The 18,385-nt window shown below is 72.2% G+C and carries 18 protein-coding genes; 5 read left to right on the top strand and 13 right to left on the bottom strand.

What is annotated here, in order from left to right; all coding sequences use genetic code 11:
- Nucleotides 1-45 precede the first annotated feature (45 nt).
- Nucleotides 46-1,125, bottom strand: coding sequence for an adenosine deaminase (locus ACQP2P_RS04350; RefSeq protein ID WP_433613502.1), 1,080 nt, complete (start codon nucleotides 1,123-1,125; stop codon nucleotides 46-48).
- Between the two features lie 17 nt (nucleotides 1,126-1,142).
- Between ACQP2P_RS04350 and ACQP2P_RS04345 the strand changes: the two genes are divergently transcribed.
- Nucleotides 1,143-1,973 (top strand): putative RNA methyltransferase, encoded by an 831-nt coding sequence (locus ACQP2P_RS04345; protein ID WP_433613500.1) that lies wholly within the window; start codon nucleotides 1,143-1,145, stop codon nucleotides 1,971-1,973.
- A gap of 110 nt (nucleotides 1,974-2,083) precedes the next feature.
- Here ACQP2P_RS04345 and ACQP2P_RS04340 read toward each other — a convergent pair whose 3' ends face one another.
- The 8 genes from ACQP2P_RS04340 to ACQP2P_RS04305 form a co-directional block, all read right to left on the bottom strand.
- Nucleotides 2,084-2,764 carry a DUF4272 domain-containing protein gene (locus ACQP2P_RS04340; RefSeq protein WP_433613498.1) on the bottom strand — a complete coding sequence of 227 codons (681 nt, stop codon included), beginning with the start codon at nucleotides 2,762-2,764 and terminating at the stop codon, nucleotides 2,084-2,086.
- A 37-nt stretch (nucleotides 2,765-2,801) separates the two neighbouring features.
- Nucleotides 2,802-4,076, bottom strand: a complete 1,275-nt coding sequence (locus tag ACQP2P_RS04335) for a thymidine phosphorylase (RefSeq protein WP_433613496.1) — start codon at nucleotides 4,074-4,076, stop codon at nucleotides 2,802-2,804.
- On the bottom strand, nucleotides 4,073-4,741 hold the full coding sequence (locus tag ACQP2P_RS04330; protein WP_433618965.1) for a cytidine deaminase: 669 nt from the start codon (nucleotides 4,739-4,741) through the stop codon (nucleotides 4,073-4,075). The genes ACQP2P_RS04335 and ACQP2P_RS04330 overlap by 4 nt, the downstream gene beginning before the upstream one ends.
- An 87-nt stretch (nucleotides 4,742-4,828) precedes the next feature.
- Nucleotides 4,829-6,085, bottom strand: coding sequence for an ABC transporter permease (locus ACQP2P_RS04325; RefSeq protein ID WP_433613494.1), 1,257 nt, complete (start codon nucleotides 6,083-6,085; stop codon nucleotides 4,829-4,831).
- The gene (locus ACQP2P_RS04320) at nucleotides 6,082-7,254 is read right to left on the bottom strand and encodes an ABC transporter permease (RefSeq protein WP_433613492.1); all 1,173 of its coding nucleotides are present in this window, start codon (nucleotides 7,252-7,254) and stop codon (nucleotides 6,082-6,084) included. The genes ACQP2P_RS04325 and ACQP2P_RS04320 overlap by 4 nt, the downstream gene beginning before the upstream one ends.
- A complete protein-coding gene (locus ACQP2P_RS04315) occupies nucleotides 7,251-8,771 on the bottom strand; it encodes an ABC transporter ATP-binding protein (protein ID WP_433613490.1) in 1,521 nt (506 codons plus the stop codon). The genes ACQP2P_RS04320 and ACQP2P_RS04315 overlap by 4 nt, the downstream gene beginning before the upstream one ends.
- Nucleotides 8,772-8,852: 81 nt before the next feature.
- Entirely contained in the window at nucleotides 8,853-9,914 is a 1,062-nt protein-coding gene (locus ACQP2P_RS04310; RefSeq protein WP_433613488.1) for a BMP family lipoprotein, read from the bottom strand.
- Between the two features lie 190 nt (nucleotides 9,915-10,104).
- Complete coding sequence (locus ACQP2P_RS04305; protein WP_433083268.1) at nucleotides 10,105-10,452, bottom strand: hypothetical protein; 348 nt, start codon at nucleotides 10,450-10,452, stop codon at nucleotides 10,105-10,107.
- Nucleotides 10,453-10,510: 58 nt separating this feature from the next.
- Here ACQP2P_RS04305 and ACQP2P_RS04300 point away from each other — a divergent pair, with 58 nt between their 5' ends.
- Nucleotides 10,511-11,425, top strand: a complete 915-nt coding sequence (locus ACQP2P_RS04300) for a MerR family transcriptional regulator (protein ID WP_433613485.1) — start codon at nucleotides 10,511-10,513, stop codon at nucleotides 11,423-11,425.
- A 54-nt stretch (nucleotides 11,426-11,479) separates the two neighbouring features.
- On the top strand, nucleotides 11,480-12,940 hold the full coding sequence (locus tag ACQP2P_RS04295) for a glycoside hydrolase family 13 protein (protein ID WP_433613483.1): 1,461 nt from the start codon (nucleotides 11,480-11,482) through the stop codon (nucleotides 12,938-12,940).
- Nucleotides 12,941-13,216: 276 nt separating this feature from the next.
- Here the strand turns inward: ACQP2P_RS04295 and ACQP2P_RS04290 are convergent, their stop codons facing one another.
- The 4 genes from ACQP2P_RS04290 to trpS form a co-directional block, all read right to left on the bottom strand.
- Entirely contained in the window at nucleotides 13,217-13,639 is a 423-nt protein-coding gene (locus ACQP2P_RS04290) for a hypothetical protein (RefSeq protein WP_433613482.1), read from the bottom strand.
- 8 nt (nucleotides 13,640-13,647) lie between these two features.
- Nucleotides 13,648-14,694 carry a YihY/virulence factor BrkB family protein gene (locus ACQP2P_RS04285; RefSeq protein WP_433613480.1) on the bottom strand — a complete coding sequence of 349 codons (1,047 nt, stop codon included), beginning with the start codon at nucleotides 14,692-14,694 and terminating at the stop codon, nucleotides 13,648-13,650.
- A gap of 173 nt (nucleotides 14,695-14,867) precedes the next feature.
- Entirely contained in the window at nucleotides 14,868-15,395 is a 528-nt protein-coding gene (locus ACQP2P_RS04280) for a 2'-5' RNA ligase family protein (protein WP_433613478.1), read from the bottom strand.
- Nucleotide 15,396: 1 nt separating this feature from the next.
- Complete coding sequence (gene trpS, locus ACQP2P_RS04275; RefSeq protein ID WP_433613476.1) at nucleotides 15,397-16,422, bottom strand: tryptophan--tRNA ligase; 1,026 nt, start codon at nucleotides 16,420-16,422, stop codon at nucleotides 15,397-15,399.
- Between the two features lie 92 nt (nucleotides 16,423-16,514).
- On the opposite strand from trpS, the gene ACQP2P_RS04270 reads away from it, so the two are divergent.
- Both ACQP2P_RS04270 and ACQP2P_RS04265 read left to right on the top strand, forming a co-directional pair.
- The gene (locus ACQP2P_RS04270; protein ID WP_433083254.1) at nucleotides 16,515-17,099 is read left to right on the top strand and encodes an RNA polymerase sigma factor; all 585 of its coding nucleotides are present in this window, start codon (nucleotides 16,515-16,517) and stop codon (nucleotides 17,097-17,099) included.
- Nucleotides 17,089-18,369: a hypothetical protein gene (locus tag ACQP2P_RS04265; protein ID WP_433613473.1), complete on the top strand. Its 1,281-nt coding sequence runs from the start codon at nucleotides 17,089-17,091 to the stop codon at nucleotides 18,367-18,369. The genes ACQP2P_RS04270 and ACQP2P_RS04265 overlap by 11 nt, the downstream gene beginning before the upstream one ends.
- Nucleotides 18,370-18,385 lie beyond the last annotated feature (16 nt).

Below are 18,385 nucleotides of genomic sequence, written 5' to 3'. Positions count from 1 at the left end.
CCGTTTAATCGCTCGTTGCGAAGAAGGGTGGGCTACATGCCCACATCACACCAGCTTCGCGTACGCCGGCTTGATGACGTCATTGATCAAGGCGAGGCGCTCGTCGAACGGAATGAAGGCACTCTTCATCGCATTCACCGTGAACCATTGCAATTCCGCCCAGCCGTAGCCGAACGCCTCCACCAGCAGCGCCATCTCCCGCGACATGCTGGTGCCGCTCATGAGCCGGTTGTCCGTGTTGACGGTCACGCGGAACCGCAGGTCGCGCAGCAGCCCGATCGGGTGCTCGCGGATCGAGGGGGCCGCGCCGGTCTGCACGTTGGACGAGGGGCACAGCTCGAGCGGGATGCGCTTGTCCCGCACGTATGCGGCCAGCCGCCCCAGCGTGCTGCCCCGGTCGCCCTCGCGTGCGATGTCGTCGACGATGCGCACGCCGTGCCCGAGCCGGTCCGCCCCGCACCACTGCAGCGCCTGCCAGATCGAGGGCAGGCCGAACGCCTCACCGGCGTGAATGGTGAAATGTGAGTTCTCGCGCTGGAGGTATTCAAAGGCGTCGAGGTGCCGGGTGGGCGGGAAGCCGGCCTCGGCGCCCGCGATGTCGAAGCCGACGACGCCGGCGTCGCGGTACCGGATGGAGAGCTCCGCGATCTCCATCGAGCGCGCCGCGTGCCGCATCGCGGTGAGCAGGGTGCCGACCCGGATCGGGTGGCCCGCCGCGGCCGCCTCGGCCGAGCCGGTCCGGAACCCGTCCAGCACCGCCTCGACGACCTCGGGCAGGGTGAGCCCGGCCTCCAGGTGCTGCTCGGGGGCGAAGCGGACCTCGGCGTAGACGACCCCGTCGGCGGCCAGGTCCAGCGCGCACTCGCGGGCGACCCGGTGCAGCGCTTGCGCGGTCTGCATCACCGCGACGGTATGGGCGAAGGTGGTGAGGTACCGCTCCAGCGACCCCGAGTCCGCCGCCGCGACGAACCACTCCGCCAGCCCGTCGGGGGTGGCGGCCGGCAGCTCGTGGCCGATCTCGGCCGCGAGGTCCAGGATCGTGGCGGGGCGCAGGCCCCCGTCGAGGTGGTCGTGGAGGAGGGCCTTGGGCGCGCGACGGATCTCGTCGAAGGTTGGTACAGCCATAGGCCGACACTAGTGGGGTGCGACCGGCTCTCATCACATATCTGCGCTGTCCCGTGTGCCGCTCCCCGCTCTCCCCCGGCGAGCGGGCGCTGCGATGCCCGCAGGGGCATGCTTTCGACGTCGCCCGGCAGGGGTACGTCGATCTGACCGCCGGCCGCCCCGCCCCCACCGGCGACACGGCGGAGATGGTCGCGGCCCGGGAGGCCCTGCTGGCCGCCGGCCACTTCGGCGCCCTGAGCGCGGCCGTGGCCGGGCTGACCGGGCGCGAACGGCCGGGCCTGGTGGTGGAGGTCGGCGCCGGCACGGCCCACTACCTCGCCGCCGCGACCGCCGGCGAGCGCGACGGGCTCGCGATCGACACCTCCAAGCCGGCCCTGCGCCGCGCCGCCCGGGCCGGCGAGCGCATCGGGGCCGTCCGCGCCGACATCTGGCAGGGCCTGCCCGTCGCCGACCACGCCGCCGCCGTCATCCTCGACGTCTTCGCGCCCCGCTCCGGGGCCGAGTTCGCGCGCGTCCTGCACCCGCGGGGCGCCCTGGTCGTGGCCACGCCGGCCGCCGGGCACCTCGCCGAGCTCGTCGACGCGCTCGGCCTGATCCGCGTCGACCCGGCCAAGGGCGAGCGGCTGCACCGCAGCCTCGACCCCTGGTTTCTGCGCGCCGAGGCCCGGCGGGTCCGCACGCCGCTCGCCCTCGGCCGCGCCGACGCCTTCGCCCTCGTCGGGATGGGCCCGAGCGCGTGGCACACCGACCCGGACAACATTCGTGCGGCCCTGGAGGGGATGGCGGAGCCGATCGCCGCCACCCTCGACGTCGAGCTCACCGTGTGGCGCCCGCGCCCGAAGCACTGAAGCTGGATGGCGGGTGACCAGCGGCGGACCTGGCAGCGACGGCGCGCAGCGCCGAGCGGTGTCTGGCGGGAGCGACGGTCCGCACCCCCGCGGACCCGAGTCATGGGCCGCTACGTGCTGAGATCGACCTGTTCCCAGCTCGGCGCCGCCCCGTGGTACGGCCCGGTGAACACCACCGCCCACTCCAGCGCCCACCGCCGCTGCCCCGCCGCGCCCGCGTCGAGCTGCCCGGGCAGGGGCAGCCGCCGCAGCGCGCACTCCCGCAGCGACCAGTCCAGGCAGTAATACAGGTCGAGCTGGCGGGCCGCGTCGGTGACCGAGCGCGGGGCGGCCAGGGTGCGCCGGCGCCAGGCCGCGAAGCTCTCCCCGTGGGCCAGGTCCGGCAGCCGCTCCATCAGCCCGTCGGCGGCGCCCCGCAGCGGGTCGAGGTCCATCGCGATGCCCAGCAGCCACGCCAGGGCGAACAGGGCCTCCACGTGCAGGGCGAACGCGCGCTCGTCGCCGTCGCCGTCGGCCACGAACCGCCACTCCGGCGGGGTGAGCCGGTCGACCAGCCGCGCCTCGGCCAGCCACTGCACGCCCAGCTCGGGCGGCATGCCCCAGGCCCGGGCGAGCACGACGTTCAGGCACGCGGCCCGGGCCTCGATCTCCGGCCCGGGGCGCAGCTCGATGTGGTCCCCCGGCTCCCACACCAGCGGGAAGTCGGGCGGGGGAAGGGGGAGCCGCAGGCGGTGCAGCTCCTCGAGGCTCGCCTCCCGCACCCGCTGCGGATCCGGCGCCGTGGTGCTCACCCGCGCACAATAACCGCCCGTTCGGGCCGGCCCGGCATCAGGAGATCCGGTCGAGGATGAGCGGCCGCTTGGCCGGAGGCGCCTCGGCGAGGGTGACCGCCCCACGGGCCACCTCCAGCGCCGCCGGCAGCTTCGCGGCGTCCTCGGCCCGCAGCTCCATGATCACGTCGCCGGCGTGCACCGGCTCGCCCGGCTTGCGGTGCAGGATGATGCCGGCCGACGTGCTGACCGGGTCCTCCTTGCGGGCGCGACCGGCCCCGAGGCGCCACGCGGCCACGCCGACCGCGTACGCGTCCAGCCCCGACACGAACCCGTCCGCCGCCGCGGTGATGGTCTCCACCTCGTTCGCCACCGGCAGCGGGGCGTCCGGGTCGCCGCCCTGCGCCCGCACCAGGGCCCGCCACGAGTCCATCGCGCGGCCGGAGGCGATCGCGTCCTGCGGGTCCGCGTCGAGCCCGACCGCGTCGAGCATCTCCCGGGCCAGGGCGAGGGTGAGCGTCACGACGTCCTGCGGCCCGCCGCCGGCCAGCACCTCCAGCGACTCCTCGACCTCGACGGAGTGCCCGACGGCCCGGCCGAGCGGCACCTCCATGTCGGTCAGCAGCGCCACGGTCGTCACGCCGTGCGCCTTGCCCAGCTCCACCATGGTGCGGGCCAGCTCGCGGGCGTCGGCGACCTCGCGCATGAACGCGCCCGAGCCGAACTTCACGTCGAGGATGAGCGCCGACGTACCCTCGGCGATCTTCTTGCTCATGATCGAGCTCGCGATGAGCGGGATGGCCTCGACCGTGCCGGTGACGTCCCGCAGCGCGTAGAGCTTGCGGTCGGCCGGGGCCAGGCCGTCGCCCGCGGCGCAGATCGCGGCGCCGATCGAGCGCAGCTGCTCGGTGAACTCCTCGTTGGAGAGCCTGGTGCCGAAGCCGCGGATCGCCTCCAGCTTGTCCAGCGTCCCGCCGGTGTGGCCGAGGCCACGGCCGGACAGCTGCGGCACCGCCGCCCCGCACGCGGCCACGAGCGGCGTCAGCGGCAGCGTGATCTTGTCGCCGACCCCGCCGGTGGAGTGCTTGTCGACGGTCGGCCGCCCGACCTTGGACAGGTCCAGCCGCTCCCCCGAGGCGATCATCGCCGCGGTCCAGCGGGCGATCTCCCCGGGCGTCATGCCGTTGAGCAGGATCGCCATCGCCAGCGCCGACATCTGCTCGTCGGCGACCTCGCCCCGGGTGTAGGCGGCGACGACCCAGTCGATCTGCTCGTCGCTCAGTACGCCCTTGTCGCGCTTGGCGCGGATGACGTCCACGGCCGCGAAGCTCATCGCGTGCTCCAGTCCTGTTCGATGCCGGCCGGGCGGGGGGTGTCCCCGGCCCAGCTCGCGGTGCCCTGCGCGTCGACGACGACCACGCGCGGGGTGCGGATGCGGCCCCAGTCGACCGCCTCGGCGGCCGTGGCGAAGATCGGGCCCTCCTCCAGGATGCCCGTCGGTTCGTCATCACCGGTGCCGGATGAGCGTTCCCAGTACGACGTCCAGACCTGCCGGCCCTCGGCGACGTCCGGGTGCACGAAGACGGTCCCGCTGCCGACCTTCAGCGCGAGCGCGGCGGGGACCGTCGGGCCCAGATCCACCTCGCGCTCGTTGACGCGGGCGAGGTCGGTGTCGTCGAAGGCGTACGGCAGCAGCGCCGACATCGGCAGCGGCCCGCCCACGTGATCGACGAGCAGCGTGGCCCCGCCGTGCTCCCAGAGCAGCTGGCGGCACCGCCCGCACGGCATGAGCGGCCGGCCCTCGGCGTCCACGCAGGCCAGCGCGACCAGCCGGCCGCCGCCGCTGACCTGCAGGCTCGAGACCAGGCCGCACTCGGCGCACAGGCCGATGCCGTAGGAGGCGTTCTCGACGTTGCACCCGACCACGACCCGGCCGTCGTCGACCAGCGCGGCGGCGCCGACCGGGAACTTGGAGTACGGCGCGTACGCCCGTTCCATGGCCGAGACCGCCGCGCCCCGCAGCGCGGCCCAATCAATCACGAGAGAGTTCACGACTCAATAGTGCCTGGGCAAGGTCCTCCAAGGTCATCCGCCGCGGCGATAGGGCTTGCCGTCGGCCGCGGGCATGCGCAGCCGCTGGGCCGCCAGCGCCAGCACCACCAGCACCGTGATGTAGGGCGCGGCCTGCACGAGCGCCGTGGGGATCTTGTCGACGGTGAAGTAGATGACGTACGACAGGATGCCCAGCACGCCCGCGGCCACCCCGACCACGGTGTTGCGCCGCACGAACTCCCACACCGCCAGGGCCAGCAGCAGCGCCCCGACGAGGATGAGCAGCGCGTGCACCGACTCCGAGCCGCGGCGCAGCTGCAGCGCGTCGGTGTAGCCGAACAGCGAGGCGCCCAGCGCCAGCCCGCCCGGCCGCCAGTTGCCGAAGATCATCGCGGCGAGGCCGATGTAGCCGCGGCCGCCCGTCTGCCCCTCGCGGAAGATCACCGAGCTGACGGTCGACAGGTACACGCCGCCGAGGCCGGCCATCGCGCCGGAGATGACGACGCCGTAGTACTTGTACTTGTAGACGTTGATGCCGAGGCTCTCGGCCGCCTGCGGGTCCTCGCCGACCGAGCGCACGCGCAGGCCGAACGGGCTGCGCCACAGCACCAGCCAGGTCCCGACGATGAGCAGCACCGCGAGCACCGTCACCAGCGACACGTCCACGAGCAGGCCGCGCAGCACGCCCGCCAGGTCGCTGACCAGGAACCAGTGGTGCTTCTCGAGCCCGGCGAGCCGGTCGACGAACGGCACCGAGACGCGCGGCACGGTCTGGTCGGGCTTGAGCGCCGGCGACTGGGTCGCGCCGCCGCTGCCCCACACGATGAAGGAGAGGTACCGCGTGATGCCCGGCGCCAGCAGCGTGATCGCGACACCGGAGATGATGTGGTCGACCCCGAACGTCACCGTGGCCAGCGCGTGCAGCAGGCCGCCGATCGCGCCGCCGGCGATGCCGATGAGCAGGCCGGCCCAGGGCCCGTAGTTGAGGCTGCCCCAGGCGCCGAACCAGGTGCCGAGGATCATCTGGCCCTCGAGGCCGATGTTGACCACGCCGGCCCGCTCCGACCAGAGCCCGCCGAGGCCGGCCAGCCCGATCGGCACCGCGGCCTGCAGCGCGGCCTGGATGGCGCCCTGCGAGGTGACATCGTCGGCCCCGGTGAGCAGATGCACCAGCGACAGGCCGATCAGGGTGCCGGCGATGATGAGCAGGATCCGGGAGGTACTCATGCGGCGCCGCTTGGGCGCGGCCGGTCCCGCCGCGACGGCGGAGAGCATCGCGTCGGTGCTCACTTGGACTCCTCCGATGCCGTGGCCAGCGGGGCCGAGCCGACCGGGGCCGCGGTGGCGGCACCGACCCGCCGCTGCTGGGCGCGGCGGCCGATGCGGTTGGCCAGCTCATAGGCGACGACCACGGACAGGACGGCGACGCCCTGCATGATCACCACGATCTCTTTCGGGATGCCGTCGAGGTCGAGGATGAGCTGGGAGCGGGCCAGGAAGCCCCACAGGATCGCGCCCAGGGCCATGCCGACCGGGTGGTTGCGGCCCAGCAGCGCGACCGCGATGCCGGTGAAGCCGATGCCGCCGAAGCCCTCGGTGTAGGTGTGGGTCTCGCCGAGCATCCGCGGCAGGTTGACCAGGCCGCCGATGGCGCCCGAGATCACCATCGCGGTGATGACCATCTTCTTGGCGCTCACGCCGCTGGCCGTGGCCGCGAACGGGTTGTAGCCCGTGGCCCGCAGGTCGAAGCCGAAGCGGGTGCGGTTGATGGTGAACCAGTAGACGATGCCGAGGACCGCGGCGATGGCCAGGAAGCCCAGCACCTTCTGGTCGGTGCCGGAGACGATCGGCAGGCCGGGCATCCAGGAGCTCTCGGGCAGCACGCCCGTGGTCTTGATCTGCGCGCCGGGCTGCTGCACGCCCCAGTGGTCGTTGAGCAGCCAGGTCACCACCTGGCCGGCGATCGCGTTGAGCATCAGCGTGGAGATGACCTCGCTGACCCCGCGCTGGGTCTTGAGCAGCGCGGCGATCGAGGCCCAGATCGCGCCGACGATGGCCGCGACCACGATGATCAGCACGATCCGCAGCGAGCCGGGCATCCAGCTCATGAAGGAGGCGCTGGCCAGGGCCCCGGCCATGAACGCGCCGATCTTCGACTGGCCCTCGACGCCGATGTTGAACAGGCCCATCTTGAAGCCGATGGCCACGGCGACGGCGGCGATGTAGTACTCGCTGGCCTTGTTCAGGATCTCGACGATCGAGTCCGGCTGCGTGCCGAAGTCCAGCATGTCGCTGAAGGCCTGGGCCGCGTCCTTGCCGGTGAGCGAGAGCGCGATCCAGGAGATCACGGCGGCCAGCAGCAGCGCCGCGACCGGCGCGACGAGCTGGGGCAGGAGCTTGGCCGGGTCGACGCGCCGCCAGAACGGCGGCGGGGAGGCGGTGATGGTTCCCGCGCTCACTGGGAGGCCTCCTCGATCGTGGCGCCCGTCATCGCGACGCCCAGCTGTTCGGGGGTGACGGTGGCCGGGTCGGCGTCGGCCACCAGCCGTCCACCGTAGATGACCTTGAGGGAGTCCGACAGACCGATGAGCTCGTCCAGGTCGGCCGAGATCAGCAGCACGCCCATGCCGGCGATGCGGGCGTTGCGGATGTGGTCCCAGATCGCGGCCTGCGCGCCGACGTCGACCCCGCGCGTCGGGTGGGCGGCGATGAGGACCTTCGGCTCGTGGCTCATCTCGCGGCCGACGATGAGCTTCTGCTGGTTGCCGCCGGAGAGGGCCACGGCGGCGACGTCGATGCTGGGGGTGCGCACGTCGTACTGCTCCACGATGCGCTGGGTGTCGCGCCGGGCGCCGCCGACGTCGATGAGCACGCCGCGGGCGTTGGGCCGCTCGGTCTGGTGGCCGAGGATCCGGTTCTCCCACAGTGGCGCGTCCAGCAGCAGGCCCTGGCGGTGCCGGTCCTCCGGCACGTAGCCGATGCCGGCCTCGCGGCGGCGCCGGGTGCTCCACCTGGAGACGTCGTCGGCGCCGAGCCGGATGGTGCCGGTCGACTCGCGCATGCCGAGGATGGCCTCGGCCAGCTCGGCCTGGCCGTTGCCCTCGACGCCGGCGATGCCGACGACCTCGCCCCGGTGGATGGTGAAGGTCGCGTCGCTCACGACCGGGCGGCCCCCCGCGCCGAGGACCGTGAGCCCCTCGACGACCAGGGCCGGCTCGTCGGTGACGGTCGACTCGCGCGCCTCCGGGCTGGGCAGCTCGCTGCCGACCATGAGGGTGGCCAGCTGGCGGGCGCTCACGTCGGCCGGCTTGACCGAGGCGACGGTGGTGCCGCGGCGGATGACGGTGATGTCGTCGGCGACCGCGCGCACCTCGTCGAGCTTGTGCGAGATGAACAGGACGGTCAGGCCCTCGCGGATGAGCTCGCGGAGGTTGCCGAAGAGCTCGTCGACCTCCTGCGGGACGAGCACCGCGGTCGGCTCGTCCAGGATGAGGATCCGGGCGCCGCGGTAGAGCACCTTGAGGATCTCGACGCGCTGGCGGTCGCCGACCCCGAGGTTCTCGACCAGCTCGTCCGGGCGCACGCCCAGGCCGTACCGCTGGGAGATCTCGGTGATCTTGGCCTTGGCCCGCGACCCGATGCCGTAGAGCTTCTCCGCCCCGAGCACCACGTTCTCGGTCACGGTGAAGTTGTCGGCGAGCATGAAGTGCTGGTGCACCATGCCGATGCCGGCCGCGATCGCGCCCTGCGGCGAGGAGAACCTGACCGCGCCCCCGTCGACGATGATCTCCCCCTCGTCGGGGGGCTGCATGCCGTAGAGGATCTTCATCAGGGTCGACTTGCCGGCACCGTTCTCACCGACGATCGCGTGGATCGTGCCCTTGCGCACGGTGAGGTTGACGTCGGAGTTGGCCACAACGCCGGGGAACCGTTTGGTGATCCCCTTCAGTTCGACGGCGGGTGGTTCCGCGGTCATCCAGGCTCCTAACAGATGAGGCGGGGGACCGGATCACAGTCCCCCGCCGAACACCCGATGTCTACTACCGGGACGTACTACTTACTTGGACGGCACCGTGATCTTGCCAGAGGCGATGTCGGCCTTGGCCGCGTCCAGCTTGTCCTTGATGTCGTCGACCTGACCACCGGACGTGGCGTAGCCCACGCCGTCGACCTTGAGGTCGAAGACGGTCGCGCCGGCCGTGAACTTGCCGTCGGCGTAGTCCTTGACGAAGTTGAACACCGCGTTGTCGACCCGCTTGAGCATCGAGGTCATGATGACCGGCTTGAGCGAGGCGTCGGAGACGGTGTTGTACTGGTCCGAGTCGACGCCGATGGCCAGGGCCTTCTTGTCCTTGGCGGCCTCGAAGACGCCGGTGCCGGAGCCGCCGGCGGCCGCGTAGACGATGTCCGCACCCTGGTCGAACATGCCGCTGGCGGCCGTCTTGCCACCGGCCGGGTCGTTGAAGCCCTTGCAGGCGTCGGCCGGGGTCGACAGGTAGTTCGTCAGCACCTTGATGTCGGCCTTGGTGGCCTTGGCGCCGGCGGTGAAGCCCGCCTCGAACTTCTTGATCAGGTCGACCTGGCAGCCGCCGATGAAGCCGACGGTGCCCTTCTTGGTCTTCAGGGCGGCGGCGACGCCGACCAGGTAGGAGCCCTGCTCCTCGGCGAAGGTCAGGTCAGCCACGTTGGCGGCCTGGGTCCCGCCGTCCACGATCGCGAACTTCGTGTTCGGGCAGTCCTTGGCGGCGCGGGCGAGCGGCCCGTTCGCGGCGTCGGCACCGTCGTAGACGAAGCCCACGGCGATGACCGGGTTGTAGCCGCTGGTGCAGAGCAGCTTCAGGCGCGAGTACTTGTCGTTCTCGCTCTCGCCGGCGACCGCGGCCAGGTCCTTGACCTCGAGGTTGAGGTCGCTCTTGACCCGGTCGAGACCAGCCGCGGCGGAGTCGTTGAACGACTTGTCGCCCCGGCCGCCGATGTCGAACGCGAGGCCGACCTTGACGCTCTTCTTCGCGGGCGGCGCGCTGCCGTTGTCTCCCGTGCCACTGTCCTTGCTGTCACCGCAAGCGGCAGTGCTGCCCAACGCGACAAACGCCACCGCGGCGGCCGCGAGAACCTTCATCCCACGCACTCGGCGCAAGACGGTCTCCCTTCCCAATGCACCGCCCGAACGCGGTGAACCCAACGGCGGGAGCGTACGCCCTCGACGGTCCTGAACCATCGTTTGCTGCCGGGTTGGGAGGAGTGCGTTATAGGGCCGTGACGTGCGGAGCGCGCTCCCGGCCCGCGGGATCGATCTTGTAACACGCCGGTTACCGCCAAAACACGGCAACCGCGGCGTTCACGACCGTCAACCCGCCCAAAGCGAGGAAGTGGCCCCGGTTGACCTCGTCGCGCTTGCGGGAGAAGAAGGCCATCACGAAGATCATCAGTCCGATCACCAGCTTGACGGCGAGCTTGGCGGTCGGCGGCTCGTGATCCCCGCCACCGCGCAGCGGAGCGGCGAGCCCGAGACCGGTCACCACCTGGATGGTCGCGCCCCAGAGCATGGCCGGGTTGATCCGGAACTTCCCGGTGAGGTACTGCGCGATCGAGCCGCCCAGCAGCATCGCGAAGCCGATCAGGTGCAGGAACAGGAGGATGAGCCGCAAAGGTTCCACCCGCGCAACCTAGCGACCCCTTGACGCTCCCGCAGCTGGAGGGTCGAGGATCCGCGGCATGAACATCGGCGAGCTGTCGCGCCTCACGGGCCTGCCGGTCAAGACGATCCGGTACTACTCCGACGTCGGCCTGGTCCCCGAGGCCGAACGGTCGCACGCCGGGTACCGTCGCTACGACCACGGCTCGATCGTGCGCCTGGAGTTCGTGCGCACGCTGCGCGAGCTGGGACTGGACCTGGCCACCATCCGCCGGGTGCTGGAGCGGGGGGCGGACCTGGGCGAGGTGGCCGCGGCCCACGCGGCGGCCCTGGGCACCCAGATCCGGGTCCTGCGCCTGCGCCGGGCGGCCCTGCGCGCGGTGGCCGAGCGCGACGCGACCCCGGCCGACCTGGAGCGGCTGGCCAGGATCGCCCGGGCGAGCGCGGACGAACGACAGCGCATCGTCGACGAGTTCTTCGACAGCATCTTCTCCGGCATCGCGGACTCGCCGGAGTCCCGCGAGTTCACCGCGGGCCTGCGCAGCGTGTCCGCGGACCTGCCGGACGAGCCGACGGACGAGCAGGTGGACGCGTGGATCGAGCTGGCCGAGATGCTGCGGGCGCCGGACTTGCGCGAGCGGCTGCGGGAGATGGGCCGGCGCAGCTTCGCCCCGGACGCGCGCCGGATCGTGCCGACGGACCCGGCCGGCCTGCAGTGGTTCATCGGCCTGGTGGCGGACGCCCAGGACCGCGGCACCCCGTCCCCGGAGGCGACGGTGGACGAGGTGATGGCCCGCTGGGCCGCCGCCTCGGGCCGCACCGACGACGTGGCGCTGCGCCGCGAGGTGGCGGACGCGATCGAGCTGTCGATCGAGCCGCGGGCGGAGCGGTACTGGCAGCTGATGGCGGTGATCAACGGCTGGCCCCCGGTCCCGGCGACGATGCACCGCTGGGCCTGGTTCCTGGATGCCCTGCGAGCGACGCTGCCCGCCTGAGCACCGGTCCGGATTCGCCCTCCCCCGACCCGGAGCGTCGGTAGCGTTGATCACGTGGAGTGGTGGCGTACCGCGGTCATCTATCAGATCTACCCCCGCAGCTTCGCCGACTCCGACGGCGACGGCATCGGCGATCTGCCAGGGATCACGTCGCGGCTGCCGCACCTGGCCGACCTCGGGGTGGACGCCCTGTGGCTGTCCCCGTTCTACCGCTCCCCCATGGTCGACGGCGGCTACGACGTGTCGGACTACCGGGACGTCGACCCGGTCTTCGGCACGCTGGCGGACTTCGACGCCCTGCTGGCCGAGGCGCACCGCCTGAACCTCCGGGTGATCGTCGACATCGTGCCGAACCACACGTCGTCGGCCCATCCCTGGTTCGCGCAGGGCCTGCGGGACCGGTACGTGTTCGCCGAGGGCCGCGGCACCGACCCGCCGAACGCCTGGCAGTCCGCCTTCGGCGGCCCGGCCTGGAGCCGGTTGCCGGACGGCGCCTGGTACCTGCACAGCTTCGATCCCGGCCAGCCCGACTTGAACTGGGACAATCCGCAGGTGCGGGCCGAGTTCGCGGACATCCTGCACTTCTGGCTAAGTCGCGGCGTGGACGGCTTCCGGGTAGATGTCGCCCATGGCCTCATAAAGCCCGACATTTCCGAAATTCCGCTTATTTCGATATTTGATCAGGATCGTGTGCACGAGATCTATCGCGGCTGGCGCAAGATCCTCGACGAGTACCCGGGTGAGCGCATGGCCGTGGCCGAGGTCTTCGACACCGAGCCGGAACGGGTCGCGCGGTACGTGGCCGCGGACGAGCTGCACCAGGCCTTCAACTTCGACTTCCTCGAGGCCCCCTGGGACCCGGCCGAGCTGCGGCGGATCATCGACGCCTCGCTCGCCGCGGCCGCCGGCGTCGGGGCGCCGCCGACCTGGGTGATCTCCAACCACGACCGGCGCCGGCCCGTCACCCGCTTCGGCGACGGCGTCGTCGGCCTGCGCCGGGCCCGCGCCGCCGCGCTGCTCATGCTCGGGCTGCCCGGCGCCGCGTACGTCTACCAGGGCGAGGAGCTCGGCCTGCCCGAGGTGCTCGACCTGCCCGACGAGGTCCGCACCGACCCGCAGTGGGTCCGGTCCGGCGGCGCCGAGCCGGGCCGCGACGGCTGCCGCGTGCCGCTGCCGTGGGAGGGCGACGAGCCGCCGTTCGGGTTCGGGCCGGGCGAGCGCGCCTGGCTGCCGATGCCGCCGGACTGGGCCGGGCGCACGGTCGCCGCCCAGCGCGCCGATCCCGGCTCGACCCTCAACCTCTACCGCGACGCGATCCGCCTCCGCCGGCCCGCCACCACGCTGACCTGGCGGCCGGCCCCGGACGGCGTGCTGTGCTTCGAGACCGAGGGCTTCCTGGTCGCGGCCAACCTCGGCGGGTCGGCGTTCACGCTGCCGCGGGAGCCGGTGCTGGCCAGTTCGCCGGTGGGTGGCACGCTGCCGCCCGACACGACGGTCTGGATGGAACCGGGCTGACGAGCCCCGGCCGACGGACCGCCACAAGCCCCGCAAGCCTCGCGAGACAGCACCGGCGAGCCCCGTCGCCCCCCCCCCGTCGCCACCGCCGCGATGGAACCGGGGACCGGGACCGGGCGGCGAGGGCGACGGGGAATTACAGGACGCGCGAGGTAGAGCTGGGAACAGAGGGCGACCGGGTGTGTGTGCCCGTTCCGCTTATTGGCACCATACACAACCCGAAAAAGTTGGATCTTGCGATCTCACCCAGGGCGAAGCGGATACTGCGAAGCGTAGTCAGCTGCTCAGCTTGGCCGCGATCCTGGAGAAGCCCGCCCGGATCTCCTCCACCGACGGCGGCTCGTGCGTGTGGTCGTCGTCGCCGTGGTCGTGGTCGTGGTACGACTCCTCGTATCCGGCCAGTTCGGCGTCCAGCGCCGCCGTCTCCACGTCCTCGTTCTCCGCCGCCAGCCGGGACGCCGCGATGTCGCCCTCGATCTGGGCCACCGTCACGTGCGGCTGGAGCGGCTCGACGACCGCCATCAGGTCCTCGTCGGCCACCACGGCCTCGGCGAGCGCGAGCGCGTGCGCGCGCTCGTAGGGGCCGCACACGACCGGCTCCCACTCCTCCTCGTCGTTCATCGGGCCGAAGGTGATGATCCACGGCAGGGTCAGCGCCGGCGCGTCGGCCGGCAGGTCCAAAGTCACGAGTGCACCCACGGCGCCCATCATGACGGGTCGGAGCCCTCCGCACCCGCCGAACCGCCGGACGGCCCGACCGGGGGTGTCCCTGGTGGCGCAACGTGAGCGGCCACCTCCGCCGCGTGCTCGGTCGCCACCGCCGCCTTCTCCACCAGCTCCGCCGCCCGCCGGGCCGCCTGCACGTCGGCCCGGGGCGCCCCGCCGGCCAGGTCGCGCATCCGCCCGTGCGGGCTGGTCGCCGAGAGCGCCGCCGCGAAGAGCAGGAGCTGGTGCAGCAGGTACATGTACAGCAGCAACCCGATCGTGCCCGCCACGAGCTGGTAGGCGGGATTGTGTTCGGTGCGGGTGATGTACCACTTCCCGGCCGTCTTGAGCAGGCCCAGCCCGATCGCGAAGAGCAGCGCCGAGGGCCACAGCCGCCGCAGCGACATGCGCAGCCGGGGCACGCCGACGAGCAGGGCCGCGCCCAGGAACACGTCCACGACCCCCGAGAGCAGGGTCGAGAAGCCGCGCAGCGCGACGCGCACCGGGTCCTGGTCCACGTCCCCGGCGAGCCAGTAGATCAGCTCCTGCATCCCGGCGAAGATGCCGATCGAGACCAGCAGCAGCAGGCCGAGCCCGACCAGCACCGCGAGGTCGAGCAGCCAGCGGATCACCGGGTTGCCGGGGTGCTCCTGCAGCTGCCACAGCGCCCGCTGGGACGAGCGCAGGTTCTCCACCCAGCCGACCCCGGCGATGATCAGGCCGGCCAGGGCGATGATGCCGATCTGCTGGCTGCCGGCGAAGATCTGGTCGCTCTGCAGCTGCGGCAGGTTGGCCTGCAGATAGATCTGCACGCGCTCGACGACGAGCTTGTTGCCGCCCAGGACCCGGCCGAGGATGAAGAACAGCACGACGACCATCGCGAACACGGCGAAGAAGCCGTAGTACGCGGTCGCGGCGGCCAGACGGACGGCGTCGACGTCGAAGTACCGCTCCTGGGCCCGCCACACGTGGTCGAACACCCGCGAGCGACCCCGGGCCGCCGCGATCATGCGGTCAAAACCGGCCTCCAGCCGGTCGAGAGCACTCACGCCGCCACCTCCGCAAGCTCCGGTGCCGCCGCGAGAAAACTGCGCCCACGGTGAGCGGCCCCTCCGCTCCGCTGCGGACCGCTCACGCCGCCACCTCCGCAAGCTCCGGTGCCGCCGCGAGAAAACTGCGCCCACGGTGAGCGGCCCCTCCGCTCCGCGCCGGACCGCTCACGTCAATCGTCCGCCGTCAGGCGATACTCCGCATGGGGACGCCACCGGCCGCCGTCCTCGTGCTCGAACAGCGTGAACCCGGCGACCGTGAACGAGGCCTCGTAGCCGGACAGGTCCGCGAACGCCGCGTCGAGCTGGGCGGGCGAGACGTCGTGGGCGATGGTCACGTGCGGGTGGTACGGGAAGCGGGACCCCGAGAAGATCGTCCCGCCGCCGAGCACCGCGGTGTGCAACTGCTCGCACTCGCTGATCCCGGCCGCGACCGCGACGAACACGACCTGCGTGACGGGCCGGAACGTCCCGGTGCCGCGCAGGCGCACGGTGAAGGGCCGGTGCGCCCGCGCGACCTCGCCCAGGTGCCGGTCGATCGCCGGCAGCCGGGCGGCGTCGATCTCGGTCGGGCCGAGGAGGGTGACGTGAGCCGGCACGTGCTGCGCGAGCAGGTCCCCGGCGGCCAGGCGGGCGGCGGTGAGCTCGCCGCCCCAGGGCTGCGGGATGTCGATCGCGACGCCGATGGTGGTCTTGGGCACCTCAGTGCGAGGCCGCGCCGGGAGCGAGGAAGCCGATGCGGTCGTACACCGTCTTCAGTGTCGGCACCGCGACCGCCCGCGCCTTCTCGGCCCCGATCGCGAGCAGCTTGTCGAGCTGGCCCGGGTCGTCGAGGTAGGCGTTCGTGCGCTGCTGGATCGGCTTGATGAACTCGGCCACGACCTCGGCGAGGTCCTTCTTCAGGTCGCCGTAGCCCTTGCCGTCGTACGCCGTGACGAGCTCCGGCACCGTCCGGCCGCTCAGCGCCGAGTAGATGGTGAGCAGGTTGGACACGCCCGGCTTGTTCTCCGGGTCGAAGATGATCTCGCGGCCGGTGTCGGTGACCGCCGAGCGGATCTTCTTGGCCGCGCGGGCCGGGTCCTCCAGCAGCTCGATGAGGCCGTTGGGGGTGGAGGCCGACTTGGACATCTTCGCCGTCGGCTCCTGCAGATCCGTGATCTTGGCGGTGTCCTTGATGATGAACGGCGACGGGAGCGTGAACGTCTGGCCGAACGTGGTGTTGAACCGCTGGGCCAGGTCGCGGGTCAGCTCGAGGTGCTGACGCTGGTCCTCGCCGACCGGGACGGCGTCGGCCTGGTACAGCAGGATGTCGGCCGCCTGCAGGATCGGGTAGGTGAACAGCCCGACGCTGGTGCGGTCTGCCCCCTGCTTGGCCGACTTGTCCTTGTACTGGGTCATCCGGGCGGCCTCGCCCATGCCGGTCAGGCAGTTCATCACCCAGGCGAGCTGCGCGTGCTCGGGCACGTGGCTCTGCACGAACAGGGTGCAGCGCTCCGGGTCGAGCCCGATGGCCAGCAGCTGGGCGACGCCGACCCGGGTGCGCTTGCGCAGCAGCGCCGGGTCGTGGCCCATGGTGATCGCGTGCAGGTCGACCACGCAGTAGAAGGTGTCGTGCGTCTCCTGCATCGGCACCCAGTTGCGCAGGGCACCGAGGTAGTTGCCCAGGTGGTACGAGTCGGCGGTGGGCTGGATCCCGGACAGGACCCGGGGCCGGGCGGGAGACGACATGACGCCATTCTGTCAGGCGCAACCGGATGCTTCACACAGGCGTCTGTCTGGATAGCGTGCTACTCCGCGCCGGTCGAAGAGGGAGGTGGACAGTGGGCGACGAGCTCGAGGCCCGTGAGGCCGTGCGCGATGCGTATCAGGCGCACTATCGCCGCCTCGTGGCCGCCCTCTACGCGCTGACGGGCGACCACGCCGAGGCGCAGGACCTCGTGCAGGAGGCCTACGCCCGGGCGCTGGCCCGGCCCCGGCAGTTCCTCGACGTCGCCGACCCCGAGGCCTGGCTGCGCACCGTCGCCATGAACCTTGCACGCACGCGCTGGCGGCGGCGGCGTCTGTTCGACACACTGGTGCGCAGCGGCCGGGTCGCCCGTCCGGTGGAGAGCGTGCCGGGCGTCGACCCCAACCGGGTCGCCCTGGTCGCCGCCCTGCAACAGCTGTCGCAGGCCACGCGGGAGACGATCGTGCTGCACCACCTGGCCGACATGTCGGTCCACGAGGTCGCCGACGCCCTGGGCGTGCCGGTGGGCACGGTCAAGGCGCGGCTGTCGCGCGGCCGCGCCATGCTCGCCCAGCTCTTGAGCGACGTCGAGTCCGATCCGAGCACCCCGCGCCGCCGTCCGGCCCCGTCCCCCGCCCCGAGCCCCAGCCAGCCCCAGGAGGTGCGAGATGCGCCCTGAGCTGGACTTCCGCACGCTGCGGCAGCAGATCGAGGCGGCCACCTGGGTGCCGGACTTCGTGACCTTGTATCGCCGCGCCGGCCGCGTGCGCCTGCGGGACCGGCTGGCCGTGCTCGGCGCGCTGCTGGGGACCCTCGGGGTGCTCGCCCCGGTCGCGCTGGCCGGGATCTACGGCCGCCCCGGCCCGATGGTGCTCGGCCCCAACCCGGACCTGGGCGAGGCCTGGAGCCCGTCGGTCTCGGACCCGCCGACGGCCCCGGGCAAGTACCCGTCCACGACGACCGTGCTGGCCGCCGCCGGGGACCTGACCAACCTCGTGGCCGCCGTCGACGTCTGCGTGGAGATCCCCCAGGCCCGCCGCTGCAGCCTGCAGGTGACCGGGCTCGGCGGCGCCGCCCAGCGGCCGGGCCCCTACGTCGTGGACGCGCTGCGCACGAGCCCGCTGGAGCGGGTCACCAACGTCCAGCTGCTGCGGATCGCCGCGTCCACGTTCATCCTCAGCGGCGAGGTCGGCGCCGGGTCGCGGGCCAGCGTGCGTTTCGTGCTCACGCCCGGCGCCCAGACCCAGCTCGATCCGCAGGACACCCCGCCGGTGGTGGGGCCCGGCGACCGGCTCGTGCTCGGGCCGGGCGACCGCAGCGTGCAGCTGGTGCAGTACGGCGACCTGTTCGGCGTCCGCGAGAGCGACGGCGCGCTGAGCATCATCGGCCAGCCGCCGATGGCTCGGCGCACGATCGCCCCGGGCCTGCCCGCCAAGGCCGGCTGGTGGGTCACCGGCACCGACCTGCACTCGGGGGCGCCGGCCGTGAGCGTCAGCGCCGACCAGGGCGGGAGCTGGCTCGCCCGCACCCTCGACGCCCCGGCCGGCAGCGACGTGCCGGCGGTGGCCTCGGCGGACGGGCACAGCGCGTGGGCCTTCGTGCCGTACAGCCACGCGATCAAGGTGTTCCGCACGACCGACGGCGGGTTCAACTGGCGCGAGGTGCGCGGCGCGGTCGAGCTGCCGGCGCAGCTCAAGACGCTGGACAACCGCTCGCTCGGGGCGTTGGTGCGCGCGGACCGTTCGGTGCTCATGTGGGTGCACTCGCAGACCGAGACGGTCTTCTTCGGCAGCAACGACGGCGAGCACTTCGCGGTCGTCTCGGGGCCGGGCGGGGTGATCGCCCCGGTCGACAACGGCTACGCGGCGCTCGGCGACTCCCCCAAGGTGTCATCGGACGCGAAGGCCTGGCAGGACGCCGGGCTGTCCGGCACCGTCCTGCCCAACTGAAGTCCGGGAAAGCCCG

The sequence above is a fragment of the Dactylosporangium sp. CA-139114 genome (assembly GCF_050955725.1).
GTDB lineage: Bacteria > Actinomycetota > Actinomycetes > Mycobacteriales > Micromonosporaceae > Dactylosporangium.
This window is presented reverse-complemented; position numbering and strand designations above follow the sequence as displayed.

Bases quoted from the DNA above. Each gene is read 5' to 3' on its own strand.
- ACQP2P_RS04350 (WP_433613502.1), bottom strand. From the start codon at position 1,125: ATGGCTGTACCAACCTTCGACGAGATCCGTCGCGCGCCCAAGGCCCTC.
- ACQP2P_RS04335 (WP_433613496.1), bottom strand. From the start codon at position 4,076: ATGAGCTTCGCGGCCGTGGACGTCATCCGCGCCAAGCGCGACAAGGGC.
- ACQP2P_RS04330 (WP_433618965.1), bottom strand. From the start codon at position 4,741: ATGGAACGGGCGTACGCGCCGTACTCCAAGTTCCCGGTCGGCGCCGCC.
- ACQP2P_RS04315 (WP_433613490.1), bottom strand. From the start codon at position 8,771: ATGACCGCGGAACCACCCGCCGTCGAACTGAAGGGGATCACCAAACGG.
- ACQP2P_RS04310 (WP_433613488.1), bottom strand. From the start codon at position 9,914: ATGAAGGTTCTCGCGGCCGCCGCGGTGGCGTTTGTCGCGTTGGGCAGC.
- ACQP2P_RS04300 (WP_433613485.1), top strand. From the start codon at position 10,511: ATGAACATCGGCGAGCTGTCGCGCCTCACGGGCCTGCCGGTCAAGACG.
- trpS (WP_433613476.1), bottom strand. From the start codon at position 16,422: ATGTCGTCTCCCGCCCGGCCCCGGGTCCTGTCCGGGATCCAGCCCACC.
- ACQP2P_RS04265 (WP_433613473.1), top strand. From the start codon at position 17,089: ATGCGCCCTGAGCTGGACTTCCGCACGCTGCGGCAGCAGATCGAGGCG.